At 68.7% G+C, this 16,607-nt stretch carries 12 protein-coding genes; 11 read left to right on the forward strand and 1 reads right to left on the reverse strand.

The window, feature by feature from the left end; genetic code table 11:
• Window positions 1-184: 184 nt before the first annotated feature.
• The 10 genes from ASG69_RS14195 to secA all read left to right on the forward strand — a co-directional run bounded on the left by ASG69_RS14195 (window position 185) and on the right by secA (window position 14,332).
• The gene (locus ASG69_RS14195) at window positions 185-1,612 is read left to right on the forward strand and encodes an amino acid permease (protein ID WP_200933833.1); all 1,428 of its coding nucleotides are present in this window, start codon (window positions 185-187) and stop codon (window positions 1,610-1,612) included.
• Between the two features lie 155 nt (window positions 1,613-1,767).
• Window positions 1,768-2,928, forward strand: a complete 1,161-nt coding sequence (locus tag ASG69_RS14200; RefSeq protein ID WP_056447782.1) for an alkane 1-monooxygenase — start codon at window positions 1,768-1,770, stop codon at window positions 2,926-2,928.
• Between the two features lie 114 nt (window positions 2,929-3,042).
• Window positions 3,043-4,554 carry an adenosylhomocysteinase gene (gene ahcY, locus ASG69_RS14205; protein ID WP_037186733.1) on the forward strand — a complete coding sequence of 504 codons (1,512 nt, stop codon included), beginning with the start codon at window positions 3,043-3,045 and terminating at the stop codon, window positions 4,552-4,554.
• A gap of 40 nt (window positions 4,555-4,594) precedes the next feature.
• Entirely contained in the window at window positions 4,595-5,278 is a 684-nt protein-coding gene (locus tag ASG69_RS14210; RefSeq protein WP_056448046.1) for a dTMP kinase, read from the forward strand.
• Window positions 5,279-5,283: 5 nt separating this feature from the next.
• On the forward strand, window positions 5,284-5,961 hold the full coding sequence (gene mtrA / locus ASG69_RS14215; RefSeq protein WP_027506869.1) for an MtrAB system response regulator MtrA: 678 nt from the start codon (window positions 5,284-5,286) through the stop codon (window positions 5,959-5,961).
• A 28-nt stretch (window positions 5,962-5,989) separates the two neighbouring features.
• Entirely contained in the window at window positions 5,990-7,675 is a 1,686-nt protein-coding gene (gene mtrB, locus ASG69_RS14220) for an MtrAB system histidine kinase MtrB (protein WP_056447785.1), read from the forward strand.
• Between the two features lie 11 nt (window positions 7,676-7,686).
• Window positions 7,687-9,456 carry an MtrAB system accessory lipoprotein LpqB gene (gene lpqB / locus ASG69_RS14225; protein WP_056448050.1) on the forward strand — a complete coding sequence of 590 codons (1,770 nt, stop codon included), beginning with the start codon at window positions 7,687-7,689 and terminating at the stop codon, window positions 9,454-9,456.
• Between the two features lie 42 nt (window positions 9,457-9,498).
• Window positions 9,499-10,167, forward strand: coding sequence for a ComF family protein (locus ASG69_RS14230; RefSeq protein ID WP_056447788.1), 669 nt, complete (start codon window positions 9,499-9,501; stop codon window positions 10,165-10,167).
• 446 nt (window positions 10,168-10,613) lie between these two features.
• Window positions 10,614-11,201, forward strand: a complete 588-nt coding sequence (gene hpf / locus ASG69_RS14235; RefSeq protein WP_027506865.1) for a ribosome hibernation-promoting factor, HPF/YfiA family — start codon at window positions 10,614-10,616, stop codon at window positions 11,199-11,201.
• 218 nt (window positions 11,202-11,419) lie between these two features.
• Window positions 11,420-14,332 carry a preprotein translocase subunit SecA gene (secA, locus tag ASG69_RS14240; RefSeq protein WP_056447791.1) on the forward strand — a complete coding sequence of 971 codons (2,913 nt, stop codon included), beginning with the start codon at window positions 11,420-11,422 and terminating at the stop codon, window positions 14,330-14,332.
• Between the two features lie 30 nt (window positions 14,333-14,362).
• On the opposite strand, the gene ASG69_RS14245 is transcribed toward secA, so the two are convergent.
• Window positions 14,363-14,914: an Rv3235 family protein gene (locus tag ASG69_RS14245; RefSeq protein WP_051613604.1), complete on the reverse strand. Its 552-nt coding sequence runs from the start codon at window positions 14,912-14,914 to the stop codon at window positions 14,363-14,365.
• Between the two features lie 253 nt (window positions 14,915-15,167).
• Here ASG69_RS14245 and ASG69_RS14250 point away from each other — a divergent pair, with 253 nt between their 5' ends.
• A complete protein-coding gene (locus ASG69_RS14250; RefSeq protein ID WP_027506863.1) occupies window positions 15,168-16,592 on the forward strand; it encodes a WS/DGAT/MGAT family O-acyltransferase in 1,425 nt (474 codons plus the stop codon).
• Window positions 16,593-16,607 lie beyond the last annotated feature (15 nt).

Consider the following 16,607-nt stretch of genomic DNA (forward strand, 5'->3'; position numbering starts at 1 on the left):
ATCTGACGGCCCCGACACGCTGGCGGATACGTCCCGCCGAGTTCACTGTTCGTGTGACGATGACCTCGGGCGGTCGACTGCCGCCCGGAGGACGTGAGGAGTTTCGACGGTGACCATCGACGGCAAGGACGCACCCGGTTCGCGCAACACCGGTCTGCGCAGAACGAAGTCCATCGAGCAGTCGATGCGCGACACGGACGAGCCGGACACGAAACTTCGCAAGAGCCTGTCATCGTGGGATCTCACCGTCTTCGGTGTCGCGGTCGCCGTGGGTGCGGGCATCTTCACCCTGACGGCGCGCACCGCCGGGAACGTCGCGGGCCCGTCCGTCTCGCTCGCCTTCGTGTTCGCCGCGATCGCGTGCGGACTCGCCGCGCTCTGCTACGCCGAGTTCGCCTCGACGGTGCCGGTCGCGGGCAGCGCGTACACGTTCTCGTACGCCACTTTCGGAGAGTTCGTCGCGTGGATCATCGGCTGGGACCTGATCCTGGAGTTCGCCCTCGCGTCGGCCGTCGTGGCGAAGGGCTGGTCCCTGTACCTCGGTGAGGTGCTCGGGACGTCGTCGCCCGTGGTGTCCATCGGCGGACTCGACGTCGACTGGGGTGCCCTGGTCATCGTCGCGGTGCTCACCGTCCTGCTCGCGACGGGTGTGAAGATCTCCTCGCGCGTCTCCCTCGTCATCACCGCGATCAAGGTGGGCGTCGTGCTGCTCATCGTCGTGGTCGGAGCGTTCTACATCAAGGCGGCGAACTACTCGCCCTACATCCCGCCCGCCGTCCCCGCCGAGAAGGAGTCGGGCCTCACCCAGTCGCTGTTCTCCTTCGTCACCGGCGCCGAGGGCAGCAACTTCGGCTGGTACGGACTCCTGGCCGCCGCGAGTCTCGTGTTCTTCGCGTTCATCGGCTTCGACGTGGTGGCCACCACGGCCGAGGAGGCGTCCGATCCGCAGAAGGCCCTGCCGCGCGGAATCCTGGGATCGCTCCTGATCGTCACGATCCTGTACGTCGCGGTCACCCTGGTGCTGACCGGAATGGTGAAGTACACCGAACTCGGTGGCGAGGGCGCGACCCTGGCCACGGCGTTCGAATTGAACGGCATCACCTGGGCGTCGAAGGTGATCTCCTTCGGTGCGCTGGCCGGACTCACGACCGTGGTCATGGTGCTCATGCTGGGACAGTCGCGCGTGCTCTTCGCGATGTCGCGCGACGGTCTGATGCCGCGTCGTCTCGCGAAGACGGGGAGCCGTGGCACCCCGGTGCGCATCACCGTGCTCGTCGGCATCGTGGTCGGCTTTCTCGCGGCGTTCTTCCCCATCGGGACGCTCGAGGAGATGGTCAACATCGGCACCCTGTTCGCCTTCGTCCTGGTCTCCATCGGTGTCGTCGTCCTGCGTCGAACCCGTCCCGACCTGAAGCGCGGCTTCCGCGTCCCCCTGGTTCCGCTGGTGCCGATCCTCGCCGTGCTGGCCTGCGTGTGGCTGATGCTGAACCTGTCGGTGGAGACGTGGCTGCGGTTCGTCGTCTGGATGGCGCTCGGAGTCGTGGTGTACTTCGGCTACAGCCGCCGCCACTCGGTGCTCGGAGCCCGGCAGCATGCGGACGACACTCACTAGTCACCATATTTCGCACCGATAACGGACCGATCTCACCATTCGGATCGTCGTACCGTCGCGATACTTGCTCTACACTCGAATTCGAGACCGGAAGTTTGTTTCTGGGGTGGACACGAGTCCGCCCCGGAGTCCACTCGATGTCGAGGAGTTGACGTATGGCGCGGCGGTGGCACGACCCGAAGAAGCTGCTCTGGCTACTGGGGATGCTGGCGCCCGCCTCGGCACTGCTGCCGTCCCAACTGGTTCTGCACACGGGGGTGTCGGCCTTCTGGTGGAGCGGCGCGATGCTGTTCTTCCTGGTCATCCCCGTGGTCGACGCGCTGGCGGGGGAGGACGGCAACAATCCGTCCGACGCGCAGGTGCAGGACCTGCAGCACGACCGTTTCTACCGGTGGTGCACGTTCCTGTTCCTTCCGGTGCAGTACGCGGGGCTCGGTGTCGCGTGCTACCTCGTCACCTTCGGCACCCTGTCCGCCGTCGACAAGATCGGGTACGCGGTCAGTGTCGGTCTCGTCGCCGGCATCGGGATCAACGCGGCGCACGAGCTCGGTCATCGGGTGGAGAGCACCGAGCGCTGGCTGGCCAAGATCGCTCTGGCGCAGAGCCTGTACGGCCATTTTCACGTCGAACACAACCGCGGACACCACGCGCGTGTCGCGACGCCCGCCGACCCGGCCAGCGCGCGCATGGGCGAGTCCCTCTACCGGTTCCTGTCCCGCAGTGTCAGCGGCGGCCTCGTGTCCTCCTGGGAGCTGGAGAAGCAGCGTCTCGAGCGCAAGGGCAGCGGCGTGTGGACGATCCGCAACAACGTGCTCAACGCGTGGGCGATGTCCGCTGCACTCTTCGGTGTCCTGGTCGCCGTCTTCGGCGTCGGCATCCTGCCGTTCCTCGTGCTCCAGGCGGTGGTCGGCGTGATGACCCTCGAGTCCGTCAACTACATCGAGCACTACGGGCTGCTCCGGGGACGGACACCCACGGGCCGGTACGAGCGGTGCGCGCCGCGGCACAGCTGGAACAGCGATCGGATAGTCACCAACATCTTCCTGTACCACCTGCAGCGGCACAGCGACCATCATGCGAACCCGGGCCGCCGGTTCCAGACGTTGCGCACCTTCGACGAGGCGCCGCAACTGCCGGCCGGCTACGCGACGATGGTCGTCCTCGCGGCCGTCCCACCCCTGTGGCGTCGCGTGATGGACCCCAGGGTCGTCGCGCACTACGACGGCGACGTCACCCGCGCGAACATGCAGCCGAGCGCCCGCCCTCGACTGGAACGGCGCTGGGCGACCGTTCCCGAACGCGCCGCCGCCGCCTGACCCGTCGGCGCGAGACGACGGAACCGGACACGTCGTGGCCCCGACCCACCCGCGGGCAGCCGTGAGCCGATAGCCTGGAAGCCGATCATCAGCCGACAGGAGTGGCATCACACAATGACGACATCGACATCCCCCGACATTTCGAGCACCGAGGCGCTGCAGGCGGACATCCGCGGTGGCATCGAGTTCAAGGTCGCGGATCTCTCGCTGGCTGAGTACGGCCGCAAGGAGATCGGCCTCGCGGAGCACGAGATGCCCGGCCTCATGTCCCTGCGTCGCGAGTACGCCGACGTGCAGCCGCTGAAGGGTGCACGGATCTCCGGGTCGCTGCACATGACGGTCCAGACCGCCGTCCTGATCGAGACGCTGGTCTCGCTCGGAGCCGAGGTGCGGTGGGCATCGTGCAACATCTTCTCCACCCAGGACCACGCCGCCGCCGCGATCGTCGTCGGACCCCACGGCACGCCCGAGGATCCGCAGGGAATCCCGGTGTTCGCCTGGAAGGGCGAATCGCTGGCCGAGTACTGGTGGGCCGCCGAGAAGATGCTGACCTGGCCGGTCGCCGAGGACGGCACTCCCCGCCACGCCAACATGATCCTCGACGACGGCGGAGACGCCACGATGCTGGTGCTGCGCGGTGCGCAGTTCGAGAAGGCCGGCGTCGTGCCGCCCGTCGACGAGGATCGCGACTCCGACGAGTACAAGGTCTTCCTCGGACTGCTCCGCGAGTCGCTCGCGCAGGACGCCACCAAGTGGACGAGCATCGCCGAGTCGGTCAAGGGTGTCACCGAGGAGACCACCACCGGCGTGCTGCGCCTGTACCAGTTCGCCGCGGCCGGCGAGCTGACCTTCCCGGCGATCAACGTCAACGACTCGGTCACCAAGAGCAAGTTCGACAACACCTACGGCACCCGCCACTCGCTGATCGACGGCATCAACCGCGGCACCGACGTGCTGATCGGTGGCAAGAAGGTCTTGATCTGCGGCTACGGCGACGTGGGTAAGGGCAGTGCCGAGTCGCTGGCCGGCCAGGGCGCGCGCGTCCAGGTCACCGAGGTCGACCCGATCAACGCGCTCCAGGCGCTCATGGACGGGTTCGACGTCGTCACGGTGGACGAGGCGATCGGCAAGGCCGACATCGTCATCACCGCGACGGGCAACAAGGACATCATCACGCTCGACCACATGCGGTCGATGAAGGACAAGGCCATCCTCGGCAACATCGGCCACTTCGACAACGAGATCGACATGGCCGGTCTCGAGCGGTCCGGTTCGACACGCATCAACATCAAGCCGCAGGTCGATCAGTGGATCTTCTCCAGCGGCAAGTCGATCGTCGTCCTCTCGGAGGGTCGTCTGCTGAACCTCGGCAACGCCACCGGTCACCCGTCGTTCGTCATGAGCAACAGCTTCTCCAACCAGGTCATCGCGCAGATCGAGCTGTGGACCAAGCCGGACGAGTACGACAACGAGGTCTACCGCCTGCCGAAGCACCTCGACGAGAAGGTCGCCAAGATCCACGTCGAGGCTCTCGGTGGCACGTTAACCAAGCTCAGCAAGGAGCAGGCCGAGTACATCGGTGTCGACGTCGAGGGCCCGTACAAGCCCGAGCACTACCGGTACTGACACTCGGTCCCGTAGGACTCGACAGGCAGGAGTGGAGTCGATGGGCACTCTCATCGCGATCGAGGGCGTCGACGGAGCAGGCAAGTTCACGCTCTCGTCCCGCCTCGCGCACGCGTGGGAGGCCGCCGGGGTGGACGCCGTCCGCGTCGGTTTCCCCCGCTACGGGGAGTCGATCCACGCCGACCTGGCCGCCGAGGCGCTGGCCGGTGAGCACGGCGATCTCGCCGCCGGGGTGAACTCGATGGCAGTGCTGTTCGCCCTCGATCGTGCCGGTGCGGTGTCCGATCTCCGTCGGATGCTGCACCGGCACGACGTCGTTCTGCTCGATCGCTACGTCGCGTCCAACGCGGCGTACTCCGCCGCGCGGGTCCACCAGGACGCGGACGGTGCGATGGTCGAGTGGGTGCGCGCGCTCGAGTTCGATCGCCTCGTCCTGCCGCGTCCCTCCGCCCAGATCCTCCTCGACGTTCCGGTCGAGGTCGCGGAGCATCGCGCACGTGGTCGGGAGCAGGAGGATCCGTCGCGGGCCCGCGACGCGTACGAGCGCGACGGTGGTCTCCAGGCCCGCACCGCGGCGGTCTACGCGGGACTCGCGGCCTCGTCGTGGATGTCGCCGTGGTTCGTCGTGAACGGCGCGCAGGCGGACGGTGAGCAGGTCGACGTGACGAGACTCGCCGCCGAACTTCTCAATCAGACTGCGGAGTACGACGGGATGACACGATAGTCGTCATGAAGCCACGAATTCTGGTCGTCGACGACGATACGGCTCTTGCCGAGATGCTCACCATCGTGTTGCGCGGTGAGGGATTCGAGCCGTTCGTGGTGGGAGACGGCACCCAGGCGCTGTCCGCCGTCCGGGAGAACCGACCGGATCTGGTGCTGCTCGACCTGATGCTCCCCGGTATGAACGGCATCGACGTCTGCCGCGTGCTGCGGGCGGACTCCGGTGTGCCGATCGTGATGCTCACCGCCAAGACCGACACGGTCGACGTCGTGCTGGGACTCGAGTCCGGCGCCGACGACTACATCATGAAGCCCTTCAAGCCGAAGGAGCTCGTGGCGCGCGTCCGCGCGCGCTTGCGACGCACCGAGGAGGAGCCGGCCGAGCTCCTGTCGATCGGCGACGTCGTCATCGACGTGCCGGCGCACAAGGTCACCCGCGACGGCTCGCTCATCTCGCTGACGCCGCTCGAGTTCGACCTGTTGGTGGCGCTGGCCCGCAAGCCTCGACAGGTCTTCACCCGCGAGGTGCTGCTCGAACAGGTGTGGGGATACCGGCACGCCGCCGACACCCGCCTCGTGAACGTGCACGTCCAGCGACTGCGCGCCAAGGTGGAGACGGATCCGGAGAACCCCGAGGTGGTTCTCACCGTGCGCGGTGTCGGGTACAAGGCCGGCCCGCCGTGATCGGAGCCGATCGACTGCGGGACGGTCGGTGATCTTCACGTCCCGCTCCCGTCGACGCATCAACGGAACCTTCTCGCCTCTGGTGCGATGGTCCCGGTCCATGTGGGCTGCCGCCGGTCACGCGTGGCGTCGGTCGCTGCAGTTGCGCGTCGTCGTGTCCACGCTGACGCTCTCCCTCATCGTGATCACGATCCTCGGCGTCGTGCTCACGAGTCAGATCACGGATCGACTTCTCGACACCAAGATCGACGCCGCCACGAAGGAGCTCGATCGCGCGCGTGCGTCCGTCGAGAGCCAGTTGGCGGGCGACGACTCGACGTCGATCTCGAACCGTCTGGAGCTCGCTCGGTCCGGTCTGACGAGCCGGGACACCGAGAGCGGCGCGGACAGCACGTCCGCCGGCACGTTCGACCCCGTGCTCATCGTCCCCGGCGACGGAGCCCGCGACGAGCTGTTCACCGGTCCCGCCGACCAGATCCCGCAGACGTTGCGCTCGTTCGTCCAGGCCAGCCAGGTGAGCTACCAGTACGCGACCGTGTCGGAACCGGACGGCTACTCGGGTCCGGCCCTCATCGTCGGCAGTCCCACCGCGTCGGACCTCTCCACCCTCGAGCTGTACCTGGTGTTCCCCCTCGCGGGAGAGGACCGCAGCCTCGCCCTCGTCCGCGGAACCCTGCTCATCGGCGGTGCGGTCCTGCTGGTGCTGCTCGCGGCCATCTCGATGCTGGTCGCCCGGCAGGTGGTGGTCCCCATCAGATCGGCGTCGCGCATCGCGGTGCGCTTCGCGGACGGCCGGCTCAAGGAACGGATGCCGGTGCGCGGCGAGGACGACATCGCCCGGCTCGCCATGTCGTTCAACGAGATGGCCGAGAGCCTGTCGAAGCAGATCACCCAGCTCGAGGAGTTCGGAAACCTGCAGCGCCAGTTCACGTCCGACGTCTCGCACGAGCTGCGAACGCCGCTCACCACCGTCCGCATGGCCGCCGAGCTGATCCACGACGCCAGTGAGAGTCTCGATCCGCTGCTCAAGCGCTCGTCCGAGTTGCTGGTCGCCGAGCTGGACCGTTTCGAGACACTGCTCAACGATCTGCTCGAGATCTCCCGCCACGACGCGGGCGTCGCCGAACTGGCGTCCGAGCAACTCGATCTCCGTATGTGCGCCCGCGCCGCGGTGTCCACCGTGCGGCACCTCGCCCGCGAGACGGGCACCGAGCTGATCGTCGACATGCCCGACGAGCCGGTCAACGCCGAGGTGGATCCGCGCCGTGTCGAACGCGTGCTGCGCAACCTGTTGGCTAACGCTCTCGACCACGGGGAGGGCAAGCCCGTCCTGCTGCGCCTGCGCGCGGACGACGACGCCGCCGCCTTCGTCGTGCGGGACCAGGGTGTGGGACTGCGCCCCGGTGAGGAGAAGCTCGTGTTCAACCGCTTCTGGCGGTCGGATCCGTCCCGCGTCCGACGTTCGGGCGGTACGGGCCTGGGGCTCGCCATCAGTCTCGAGGACGCCCGCCTGCACGACGGCAAGCTCGAGGCCTGGGGCGAACCGGGCCAGGGCGCCTGGTTCCGCTTCACGCTGCCGCGCGTGCGTGGTCGCAAGGTCGTGTCCAGCCCCCTGCCGCTGCGACCCGCGGGCCGCAGGTACGCACAGGGACAGCCGCTTCCGGCGGCGCGCCCGACGAGTGTCGGCGCCGCGGCGGGGGAGCAGCGACCGTGAGAGACCGCACCGTGCCGCAGCGACGAGCCGCCCTCGTGGCGTGCGTGGCCGCGCTCGGGCTCGTCGCGTCCGGATGCGCGTCGTTGCCCGCGTCGTCTGCGCCGCAGGCCATCGGCACCGTCGCGCGCGGACCCGTCGAGCAGGAACTACCCGTTCCCGCCGCGGGTCGTGAACCCAATCTTCTCGTCCGCGACTTCGTCAAGGCCAGCACCGATCCGGCGGACGACCACGCGGGTGCACGTCAGTTCCTGACGGCGAACGCCGCCTCGGAGTGGAACGACGGCGCCAGCGCGATCGTCGTGGACAAGGTGGACGTCCTCGAGGACTCCCGGTCGAGTGACGCCGCGCAGTACACGATCCGAGCCAACCGGGTGGGGCAGCTCGATCAGGGTGGGCAGTACCGCGCCGAGCAGGGATCGTTCGAGACCCAGGTGACGCTGGCCCGCGAGGACGGCGAGTGGCGGATCGACGAGCTGCCGTCCGGAGTCGTCATGGACCGCACCCAGTTCCTCACCTCGTACCAGCGCAAGTCGCTGTACTTCGTCGATCCCACCGGCACCGAACTGGTGCCCGATCAGCGTTGGGTGAACACCACGCAGGACCGGATGACAGAGACCCTGACAGCACTGCTGCAGGCGGGTCCGCGACTGTCGCTGGAGCCGGCGGTGCGCAACGTGTTCAACGGTGTCACCACAGCCGGTCCCATCACGAAAGCCGACGGGCGTACCTCGGCCGTCGGCATCGGTCTCGGCGGTGTCCGCATCGACTTCCGAGGTGCCGGTGCGCTGGACCGCGCGACCCGCGAACTACTTGCCGCGCAGATCATCTGGACACTGGCCGAGGCCGAGGTGTCGGGTCCCTACGTCCTGCTCTCGGACGGCGCGCCGTTGGACCCGAACTATCCGGACGGCTGGACCACCGCCGAGGTCGCAGAATTCGATCCGTTGGCGGTGACGGGTGCCGACGTGGGCCTGCACGCACTGCGCAACGGCGGGCTCGTCCGCATCGGAACCGACGGCGTGACACCGGTTCCCGGCTACTTCGGCACCGTCAACAACATGCGGTCCATCTCGTTGTCCAGCGACGGAACGCTCGTGGCGGCCGTGTCGGACACCGGTCGTGCGGCGCCGCAGCCGCCCGACGCGCTGCTCATCGGCTCCTACGGCGGCAACGCCTTCCCGGTCGCGGAGGGTGGCTCGATCACCCGGCCCACCTGGGGTCCCGACCGCGACGCCGTGTGGGCCGTCGTGGACGGCACCGTGGTCAAGCGCGCCGTCCGCGACCCGGCCACCGGACAGGTGTCGGTGGTGGACGTCGATTCCGCCGACATCGCCGAGCTCGGCGGCCAGATCACCGAACTGCGGCTCTCCCGCGACGGGGTGCGAGCGGCTCTCATCGTGGACGGCGCCGTCTACGTGGCGGTGGTGGTGCGGCGCGCCGACGGCACCTACGCACTCCGCGAGCCCGAGGCGGTGGCCAACGGTCTGGCGAGCGCGGCGCTGTCCCTGGACTGGAGCACCGGCGACACGGTGGTCGTGGCCCGAGCGGCGACCGACATCCCGATCGTGCAGGTGGCCGTCGACGGCTCACGTCTCGACGGGCTGCCCAGCCGCAACCTCACCGCTCCCGTCGTGTCCGTCGACGCCTCCGCGTCGAGCACCTACGTGGCCGATTCGCGCGCCGTGTTCCAGATCGACGACAGCGACCCGGCGAGTGACCGCTACTGGCGCGAGGTGCCCGGCCTGACCGGCACGAAGTCCGTGCCCGTCCTGCCGGGCTGACGAGCGGCGAACTCTGTCGGAGCCCCGCGACACAGTGTCCCGGTGCCGACGACCCTGCTGGACCTCATCCTGCCCCGCGAGTGCGGCGGCTGCGCCCGTGTCGACGCCTCGTGGTGCCCCGCCTGCGCCTGCGCGCTCGACGCGGCGCCGGGGTCGGTGCGGCCGCGTGTCGATCCCGGGGTGCCGTGCTGGGCGCTCGGCCCGTACGCCGGCCCGCACCGTGCGTCGATCCTGGCGATGAAGGAACGCGGTCGGCGGGATCTCGCGGCACCGCTCGGGGTCGCCCTCGCCGCCGCCGTGACGCGCCTGCGCGACGCCGGGGAGATCGATCCACCCGAGCTGTCGCCCCTCGTGCTGGTCCCGGCCCCGTCCCGACGCCGCGCGGCACGGGCGCGCGGTGGTGATCCGATCCTGCGTACCTGCCGCCGTGTCGCGCGGGTGCTCGCACCGGAGGACGTGCGCGTCGTGTCGGTGCTGCGGGTGGACGCGCAGGTGCGTGACTCCGTCGGTCTCACCGCCGACGAGCGTGCGGACAACCTGCGGGGGCGGGTCCGTGTCCGGAGCGGGGGCATCGCCGCGATCGGTCGCGGACCGGTGCTGCTCGTCGACGACGTGGTGACCACCGGAACCACCGCCGCGGAGTCGGTGGCGGCACTGCGACGGTCCGGTGTCGGTGTCGACGCGGTGCTCGTTCTCGCCGCCGTGCGCTGACGTCGCAGTGCCTGTCCCGGTGCCGGAAAGGGAGCCTGAAAAGGTCCCGTGAATATCCCGTGAACAGTGGCAGACCACCCGGGGAGCGACTACGGTCAGGGCCACGATCGATCCTCGCTACCGGGTCTGGAGGTGATGCCTCACCACCGAAGGCGCCGGGCGGTCCGCGCTCCGGTGTCACCGTTCTTCCGCTGCGCCAGAAGCGATCTCGGCGCGGCCTCTATCGGGAGGTACGTATGACGACAACGTCACCAGTGACGACTGCACACACGAGCACCCACCGGGTGCACGCGCATCCCCGCGAAGCTCACGCCCATGGTCCGGAGCAGAACGACTCCACCGCCCTCGACTCGACCGACACCACTGCGGATTCCGTCTACTTCGACGATGCACCCAGTGCCGTCCCGGCCGACGACAGCTCGAGCGCCGAACCCGCCGCCGAGGTCGTGGTCAAGGGTCGCAACGTCGAGATACCCGACCACTTCCGCCTGTACGTCTCCGAGAAGCTCGCTCGCCTCGAGCGCTTCGATCCCACCATCCATCTGTTCGACGTCGAGCTGTTCCACGAACGCAACCGTCGTCAGTCCAAGAGTTGCCAGCGAGTCGAGATCACCGTGCGGGGCAAGGGGCCCGTCGCGCGTGCCGAGGCCTGCGCGGACAGTTTCTACGCCGCCCTCGAGTCGGCGACCACCAAGCTCGAGAGCCGACTCCGACGGACGAAGGACCGCCGCAAGGTCCACTACGGGGAGAAGCGGCCCGTGTCGGTGGCCGAGGCGACCGCCGCGCTCGTCGAGGAGGCCGTCACTGCCCCCGTCGAGGAGGCGCCCGCCGTCGACGACCACGCCACCGAGGGCCCGGGCACCGTGGTGCGCGTCAAGGAACACCCGGCCGTGCCGATGACCGTCGACGACGCCCTGTACGAGATGGAGCTCGTGGGCCACGACTTCTTCCTGTTCCACGACAAGGAGTCCGACCGGCCGTCGGTCGTCTATCGCCGCCACGCGTTCGACTACGGACTGCTGCGTCTGTCCTGACGCTCGCACCGCCGCGCCGACCACATCGGGCGTCCGCTCCGGCGGGCGCCCGGTGTCGTGCGCGGAACATCCGGTGTGCCTCACAGCGCGCTGTCAGGCTCGACGCCTACGATGGTTCCGCCGGGAGACCGACGAGGTCTCTTCGCATCGAACTGCGCCCCCCGTGTGGACGGGCTCGGTTCACGCCCCACGTACCCGATATTGAGGACGAATAGCCCGTGCCGACGTTGTCGTTGTCCAAGTTGCTCCGTGTCGGTGAAGGTCGCATGGTCAAGCGGCTGAAGCACATCGCCGACCACGTGTCGTCCCTGTCGCCGGACGTCGAGTCCCTGTCGGACGCCGAACTGCGTGCGAAGACCGACGAGTTCACGAAGCGGCACCAGGACGGCGAGAGCCTCGACGAACTGCTGCCCGAGGCGTTCGCGGTCGCCCGCGAGGCGTCCAAGCGGGTGCTGTCCCAGCGCCACTTCGACGTCCAGGTCATGGGCGGTGCCGCGCTGCACTTCGGCAACGTCGCCGAGATGAAGACCGGTGAGGGCAAGACCCTCACCTGCGTCCTCCCGGCGTACCTGAACGCGCTGTCCGGTGACGGCGTCCACGTCGTCACGGTCAACGACTACCTGGCCAAGCGTGACTCGGAGTGGATGGGCCGCGTTCACCGCTTCCTCGGACTGAGCGTGGACGTGATCCTCTCGGGCATGACGCCCGCCGAGCGGCGTGCCGCCTACGCGGCCGACATCACGTACGGCACCAACAACGAGTTCGGTTTCGACTACCTCCGCGACAACATGACGCACTCGCTGGACGACCTGGTCCAGCGCGGACACAACTTCGCCGTGGTGGACGAGGTGGACTCGATCCTCATCGACGAGGCCCGTACCCCGCTGATCATCTCGGGCCCCGCGGACGCGTCGTCGAAGTGGTACCCCGAGTTCGCCCGCATCGCCCCCATGATGAAGAAGGACGTCCACTACGAGGTGGACATCAAGAAACGCACGGTGGGTGTGCACGAGGCGGGCGTCGAGTTCGTCGAGGACCAGCTGGGCATCGACAACCTGTACGAGGCCGCCAACTCGCCGCTGGTGAGCTACCTGAACAACGCCATCAAGGCGAAGGAGCTCTACCAGCGCGACAAGGACTACATCGTCCGAGACGGCGACGTCATCATCGTCGACGAGTTCACCGGCCGCATCCTGGTGGGGCGCCGTTACAACGAGGGCATGCACCAGGCCATCGAGGCCAAGGAGAAGGTGGAGATCAAGGCCGAGAACCAGACCCTCGCCACGATCACGCTGCAGAACTACTTCCGTCTGTACGACAAGCTCTCCGGCATGACCGGTACCGCCGAGACCGAGGCGGCCGAGCTGCACCAGACGTACTCGCTCGGTGTCATCCCCATTCCCACCAACCGCCCGATGGTGCGTGTGGACAACGGCGACCTCATCTACAAGAGCGAGGAAGCCAAGTTCAGTGCCGTCGTCGACGACGTCGTCGAGCGGCACGAGAAGGGTCAGCCGGTTCTGATCGGTACCACCAGTGTCGAGCGCTCGGAGTACCTGTCCAAGCAGTTCACCAAGCGCGGTGTCGCGCACAACGTGCTCAACGCCAAGTTCCACGAGCAGGAGGCGACCATCATCGCCGAGGCCGGCCGGTCCGGCGCGGTGACGGTGGCCACCAACATGGCGGGTCGAGGAACCGACGTGGTGCTCGGCGGCAACCCGGACATCATCGCGGACCTCGCGCTGCGCGGGCAGGGGCTCGATCCCGTCGAGTCGCCGGAGGAGTACGAGGCGGCGTGGGAGCCCACGCTGGAGAAGGTCAAGGACCAGGTCCGCGAGGACGCGGACAAGGTCCGCGACGCGGGCGGTCTCTACGTCCTCGGTACCGAGCGGCACGACTCGCGCCGTATCGACAACCAGTTGCGAGGACGCTCGGGTCGTCAGGGCGACCCGGGGGAGAGCCGGTTCTACCTGTCGCTCGGCGACGAGCTGATGCGCCGATTCAACGGTGCCGCTCTCGAGTCGATCATGACGCGACTCAACCTCCCGGACGACGTCCCGATCGAGGCCAAGATGGTCTCCAAAGCCATCAAGAGCGCGCAGACGCAGGTCGAGCAGCAGAACTTCGAGATCCGCAAGAACGTCCTCAAGTACGACGAGGTGATGAACCAGCAGCGCACCGTCATCTACGAGGAGCGTCGCCGCATCCTCCGCGGAGAGGACATGGAGGGCCAGGTCGAGCAGATGATCACCGACGTGGTCACCGCGTACGTCGACGGCGCCACCTCGGAGGGCTACGTCGAGGACTGGGACCTCGAACAGCTGTGGACCGCGCTGAAGACGCTCTACCCGGTGGGCGTGCAGCACACCGACCTCGCAGCGGAGAACGAGTTCGGCGAGAAGGGCGACCTGTCGCGGGACGACCTGCGCGAGGCGCTGCTCGAGGACGCCCGCGCGGCCTACGCCACGCGTGAGGCGGAGATCAACGAGATCGCGGGCGAGGGCGGTATGCGCGAGCTCGAACGACGGGTGCTGCTGTCCGTGCTCGACCGCAAGTGGCGTGAGCACCTCTACGAGATGGACTACCTCAAGGAGGGCATCGGTCTGCGCGCGATGGCGCAGCGCGATCCCCTCGTCGAGTACCAGCGCGAGGGCTACGACATGTTCACCGGCATGCTCGACGGGTTGAAGGAGGAGTCCGTCGGGTTCCTCTTCAACCTGCAGGTCGAGGCGGCGGCGCCGAGCCCCGCGGCCTCCGCGGGCCTGCAGGTGGGCGCGGGACTGCAGTCGCCCGTCGCAGCCCGACCGGCGCCGGCAGCGCAGGCCGCCCCCGCAGCGCAGGCCGCCCCCGCGGCGCCGGCGCAGCGTCGACCCGAACCCACGCCGGAATCGGCGCCCGAACCGCGGCCCGCCGCACCTGCCGCGCTGCGCGCCAAGGGGTTGGACGACGAGTCGACCGGTCGCCTGACGTATTCCGGTCCCGACGAGACGGGCGGCACCTCGGTCCGCCGCGCCGGGTCGGGGTCGCCGACGGGCGAGTCGAGCTCCGGCACCCGACGCGAGCGCCGCGAGGCGGCTCGGGCCGGGGTCAAGCCGGTCAAGCGCGCACCGAAGGCCAAGCGGCGCAAGTGATCTGCTCGTCCGGGGGCGGCGACCGCCGCCTCAGGACAGGCGCAGGCTCGTGAGCACCCAGGCCGGACCGGTGGTGTTGCGCCGTGCCGTCAGTCGTGCCGCGACGGCGAACACGCGGTCACCACGCGAGTAGGTGCCGAAGACCTCGACGTCGCCGTGCCCGGCGCCGTCGGGCACCGGACCGGCGGCGCGCACGTGCACGGTCCGGACGACGGCGACACCGAGTGTTCGGCCCGGCACGGCCGCCGTCGACAGGGCTGTCGCCATTCCGACCATGGCCGGTGACAGCACCGCGCGCAGGGACGCCGCGGGTCGGCGGCGGTCCACCACCTCGAGTGTCAGACGCAGGACGCGATCGGCGACGTGCCGCGCCGCGGCGGCGGTGCGCGCGTCGGCCTCCGACGGTCCGACGACGGGCCGGGTCGGTCGCGAGGTCGATCGTCCCGAGTGCGGGCCGGGGCGCGGCGACGAGAGCGCTCGGCCCGCGGACCGGGTCGTCGGGCGTGCACGCGTGGGAGTCGCGCCGACCTCGGGTGGCTCGGATCTCGGCAACCGCGCCACGTGAACGACCTCCGATGTCATGCGTTCTCCTCCATGCTCGTACCTGTGCGGCCACGGCCGGTGTGCGGCGAGTGTCGCACGCACGGACGCGGTTCCGGCCCGTCGAGGCAGACGCGGGGCGTCGTCACACCGCAGCCCGTCAGGGTCGGTGAATTCCGACGAGGACGACGGGGAACCGACACGGCGCGGACCACGAGGACGATCGTGAGCGTGGTCGGTCTCATCTGTCGTGCGAGACTGGGACCCGTCACACTCGACCGAGGGGATTCGCGCGTTGGCCACCAGACTCACCACTCAGGACGCGTCCTTCTACTTCCTGGAGGCCAGTACGACTCCCATGCACGTGGGGTCGCTCGCCATCTTCCGGCTCCCGCGCGGGGGCTTCAGTTACGACGAACTGCTCACCCTCGTCGAGAGCCGGCTCGCTCTCGTTCCGCGCTATCGCCAGAAGGTGCGCGAGGTGGCCTTCGGCCTGGCTCGCCCCGTGTGGGTCGACGACCGCGACTTCGACATCACGTACCACATCCGGCGTTCCGCGCTGCCCAAGCCGGGATCCACCGAACAGCTGCACGACCTGGTCGCGCGACTCACCTCACGCCCTCTCGATCGCACGCGTCCGCTGTGGGAGATGTACCTGGTCGAGGGTCTGGCACGGAACCGGTTCGCGATCTTCACCAAGTCGCACTCGTCGATCGTGGACGGCGACAAGGCGCTCGAGATCAGTCAGGTCATCCTGGACGCCACCAAGGCTCCGACTCCGATGGCCGAGGAGCTGTGGATGCCCGCGCGGGAACCGTCGGAGAAGGCGCTCGTCGCCGGGGCGCTCGCCGAGATGGTGTCGCGGCCGGGGGAGGGCGTGGAGGCGGTGCGCGGAGCCGTCGGTGACGTCACCCGCGCCGCCGGCGAGGCGGTACGCGCCGTGGGCAAGTTCGCGGCGGTGGTCCGCACCGCGGCGCAGACGGCACCAACGAGTCCACTGAACACGACCATCTCCCGCAACCGCCGGTACTCGGTGGCCAAGACCGATCTCGACGACTACCGGATGGTGCGGTCGAAGTTCGGGGGGACGGTGAACGACGTCGTGCTCACGGTCGTGTCCGGTGCTCTGCGGAACTGGTTGCTCTCGCGCGGTGAGCCCATCGGCCCGTACACGACGGTGCGCGCGATGGTGCCCCTGTCGGTGCACGCGGCCGCCACGGGGACGGGCGACGAGGGCGACGTGCCGCCCAACGAGGTCGAGTCCTTCCTCATCGATCTGCCCGTGGGCGAACCGAACGCCGTGGTGCGGTTGTCCCACGTGTCGCACGCGACGGAGGCTCACCTGGGACAGAGTCGCGGTGTGACGGCGTCGACCCTCATCACGCTGTCCGGGTTCGCGCCGGCCACGCTGCACGCGATGGGTGCGCGCGTCGGGTCGAGCCTGTCGCAGCGCATGTTCAACATCATCGTCACCAACGCCCCCGGCCCCCAGTTCCCGCTCTACGCGGGCGGTGCACGCATGCTCGAGATGTATCCGGTGCCGCCGCTCGTGCGCAATCAGGCGCTCAGCATCGGCCTGACGTCGTACGACGGCAACGTCTACTACGGTGTGAACGCGGACCGGGCAGCGATGCCGGACATCGACGTGATCACCACGTTGCTGCACGAGGCACTCGAGGAACTGGTCGACGCGGCGCGCGACGACAAGAACGTCCGCTGACGACGGTGAGGGAAT

The organism is Rhodococcus sp. Leaf225, from assembly GCF_001426145.1.
Taxonomy (GTDB): Bacteria; Actinomycetota; Actinomycetes; order Mycobacteriales; family Mycobacteriaceae; genus Rhodococcoides.

Excerpts from the sequence above, each read along its gene's own strand:
- ASG69_RS14210 (WP_056448046.1), top strand. The coding sequence starts at position 4,595 with ATGGGCACTCTCATCGCGATCGAGGGCGTCGACGGAGCAGGCAAGTTC.
- mtrA (WP_027506869.1), top strand. The coding sequence starts at position 5,284 with ATGAAGCCACGAATTCTGGTCGTCGACGACGATACGGCTCTTGCCGAG.
- ASG69_RS14245 (WP_051613604.1), bottom strand. The coding sequence starts at position 14,914 with ATGACATCGGAGGTCGTTCACGTGGCGCGGTTGCCGAGATCCGAGCCA.
- ASG69_RS14200 (WP_056447782.1), top strand. The coding sequence starts at position 1,768 with ATGGCGCGGCGGTGGCACGACCCGAAGAAGCTGCTCTGGCTACTGGGG.
- ahcY (WP_037186733.1), top strand. The coding sequence starts at position 3,043 with ATGACGACATCGACATCCCCCGACATTTCGAGCACCGAGGCGCTGCAG.
- ASG69_RS14195 (WP_200933833.1), top strand. The coding sequence starts at position 185 with ATGCGCGACACGGACGAGCCGGACACGAAACTTCGCAAGAGCCTGTCA.